The sequence below is a fragment of the Parvibaculum sp. genome, from assembly GCF_049672805.1.
Lineage (GTDB): Bacteria > Pseudomonadota > Alphaproteobacteria > Parvibaculales > Parvibaculaceae > Parvibaculum.
Genome location: NZ_JBATWS010000328.1, coordinates 1 through 2,354 on the forward strand (window position 1 = coordinate 1; position 2,354 = coordinate 2,354).

Below are 2,354 nucleotides of genomic sequence, written 5' to 3' on the forward strand. Positions count from 1 at the left end.
GGCTATGGTGATCCCCGGCCTTGCAGTTGTCGGAATGATTGCCGTCGCAGACGCACCCGGCAGCTATCTTTATTACGCAGGCATTCTCATCATTCTGAGTTATGCGAACTGCCTATGGAGGTTCCGCTACTATTACGCCATTCTTTCGTCCGGTCTGACCTGCCTGCTCTATGACTATGTAGCGATCTTCGTAAATCCGATCCCGACGAATATGCTTATCAACAACAACGTATTCCTGTTGTTTGGTGTCGGCGTCAGCATGTTCGTGAACTATGTGCAGGAATACAAACTGCGGGTGAGTTTCGTCGACAATGAAAAGCTGCGTGCAGAGCAGCGCCGGTCGGAGCGTCTGCTCAGCCGCTCGGAAGCGGCGAACCGGGCGAAGAATGACTTCCTCGCCATTATGAGCCACGAGCTTCGCACACCCCTCAACGCGATTATCGGCTTTTCGGAAATCATCTCGAGCCAGATGTTCGGCCCGGTCAGCCAGCCGAAATATGTCGATTATGCAACCGACATCCGCGCGAGCGGCGCGCACCTCTTGAGCATCATCAACGACATTCTCGATATCTCGAAGGCGGAGGCCGGCAAGCTGCAACTGGAAGAAGAGCCAATCGACCCGGTCGAATCTCTCAACCGCACGATGCGCATGTTCCGCCAGCGGGCGTCAGAGCTTGGCGTGGACCTCACTTTCCGTGTGCGCGATGACATTCCGTGGCTGATCGCCGATCCGCGCCTGTTCAATCAGGTGGCGATCAACCTCACTTCCAACGCGCTGAAATTCACACCGGAAGGAGGCAGCGTCTCCGTGGAACTGAGTTTCAGCGATCAGGGGGATCTTGTGCTCAGCGTCCGGGATACGGGCATCGGCATCAAGGGCGCCGACATGCAGCGCATTTTCGAGCCTTTCGTGCAGGTGGAGGACGCCATGTCCCGCACGCAGCAGGGAACGGGCCTTGGCCTTCCCCTCGTGCGCAAAATCATGAGCCTGCATGGCGGCACGATTGAACTGGAAAGCAGCTCTGGAACCGGCACGACTGCCCGAGCGACCTTTCCAAAAAGCCGCTTCGTCGCGCCGGAATCCAGTGAGCTTGCCTGGCAGGTCGGATAGACCGGTCAGGCGGGCTTGTCTGCCACCATCAGATAGATGCACTTGGTCGAGTCCACCTCGACAGTGACATTCTCCACATCCAGACCTTCGAGAAGGTCGAGCATGTCCTGCTCTGTGCGATAGATCAGGCTCCAGTCTGTCACGAATTCAAGCGGCCATTCACAGCTTTCCCTGCCCTTTCTCACATTGGCGAGGATGAGCTTGCCGCCCGGCTTTACCTGCTCATAGAGGTCGCGGGTAAGCGCCTTGGCACGGCGTGACGCAAGATAATCGTAGAGACCGAGGCTGTAGATCACATCCTGAGGCGGCAGCGCGCGAAACAGGGCACCTGCCTTGAGCAGCTGTGCGAAAGAAGCCTGCAGGCACTGCACCTTTGCGCGGCCCGCATGGCGCACGACTTCCGGGTAAGCATGTTCATAGGCATGGGTGAGCGCGCGATGATCCTGATCGATCAGCGTGAAATTCACCGGCCGGGGCAGTTTTTCGATCTTCAGATAATCATAGACCTCATAGGCCGAACCGCAGCCGAGATTGGCAATATTGAGCGGTGTATCGCCGGGCTGTTCTGCAATGCGGTCCGCGATGATTTTCTGCGTCATGCGCAGCCGCGTGCCGACACATGCCCCGGTTTCAATGCCGATGCGATGCAGCAGCTTTTCGTAAGGCGTGCTGCCCACGCGCTGCCACTCATAGACATAATTCATGATCTGGTAGTCGCCGGGATATCCAAGCGGCTTTTCATAGCAACGCTTCATCACCGCGCCCGGCATGAAGTCCGGCGTCAGAACACGTTCTGCATAACGCTTGTGACGCGCGAGCACTGCGGGGTCTTTCCAGACCGGTTCCAGAATGTCATTGCCGCGATACCACAGTTCCTTCCACTGCGGCACCATCCTGTCTTCGCAAGCGATGAGGGCTTCGAGAAGCAGCTGCTCCCTCTCCTCGCCCTTTGCCTGCAACCGGGATTCATATGTTTCCAGCAAATCCTTGTAGGAGCGGAAGAGATTCACGATCTCGGTGCAGAGCTGCATGAACTCCGGCAGGATGCCTTCCGACGAGGCGAAATGCGGATCATTCAGCATCTGCGACAGAACGAGATTGTCGTGCTCGCTGACGATGTTCGGAATGTCGAGATAGCCGGAGGTAAATTCCAGCCCTACAAGCGTGCGCGGCCCATGCGGCTCAATCCGGCGGATGCGGCCTGCGCCCTCAAAAAGCCGGGCGTCACCCACGCGGAACTCGA

2 protein-coding genes are annotated in these 2,354 nt (G+C 57.5%); one reads left to right on the forward strand and one right to left on the reverse strand.

Annotated elements, in window-relative coordinates; translation table 11 throughout:
* Positions 1–1,111: sensor histidine kinase (locus WBF74_RS10395; RefSeq protein ID WP_424439201.1), on the forward strand; the 1,111-nt coding region annotated here is incomplete at its 5' end.
* A gap of 5 nt (positions 1,112–1,116) precedes the next feature.
* On the opposite strand, the gene WBF74_RS10400 is transcribed toward WBF74_RS10395, so the two are convergent.
* The coding region (locus tag WBF74_RS10400; RefSeq protein ID WP_424439204.1) for a hypothetical protein at positions 1,117–2,354 on the reverse strand (1,238 nt) is incomplete at its 5' end.